Source organism: Vibrio sp. 1562 (assembly GCF_033340155.1).
In the GTDB taxonomy this organism is placed as follows: Bacteria; Pseudomonadota; Gammaproteobacteria; order Enterobacterales; family Vibrionaceae; genus Vibrio; species Vibrio alginolyticus.
This window is the reverse complement of record NZ_JAWOVY010000698.1, coordinates 1-538: the sequence shown is the minus strand read 5'-3', so window position 1 is coordinate 538 and position 538 is coordinate 1. Positions and strand designations below refer to the sequence as shown.

Genomic DNA, 538 nt, shown 5'->3' with positions numbered 1-538 from the left:
GGTGCGCTTCAATAGCGTCACGGAATGCTTGAATGTAGTCTTCTTCAGAAACGTCTTCAGTACCTGTAAACACTGGTAACTGAATTTCCACGACTTCTACACCAAAGCGGTGTTTTACAACATTCAGCGGAGATGTCGCTGCAATGTGTTCGTGGTGTGTAGTAAGAATCACGTCTCCCGGCTCGAAATGCAGACCATTAATGATCGAACATAGACCGTCAGTCGTGTTGCGGCTTAGGATGATTTCGCCAGCACTTGCGCCAAAACCTGGTGCAGTCTCTGCGACCATGTCTGAAACGTAAGGGAACTTACCAAACTTACCTTTCATGTCCCATGGGAACTTCGCCACTAATTTGTTGTTGTCTTCATAGCCTTCAAGAACATGTTTCGGCATTGAGCCTGTTGTACCAATGTTCATGTAAGTCGTTCGTTTATCCAAAACGAACTGCTTTTGCACTTTACGCCAAAAACGCTTATCGTGCTTTCTACCTAGCCCGCGGCTGCTCCAATCAATTTTCTGTTCTCGAGCTTGTGCTAC

At 46.1% G+C, this 538-nt stretch carries 1 protein-coding gene; it reads right to left on the bottom strand.

The genetic code is table 11. The features are described from left to right. Positions 1-538: aminotransferase class V-fold PLP-dependent enzyme (locus R7Z49_RS27160; protein WP_318112774.1), on the bottom strand; the 538-nt coding region annotated here is incomplete at both ends.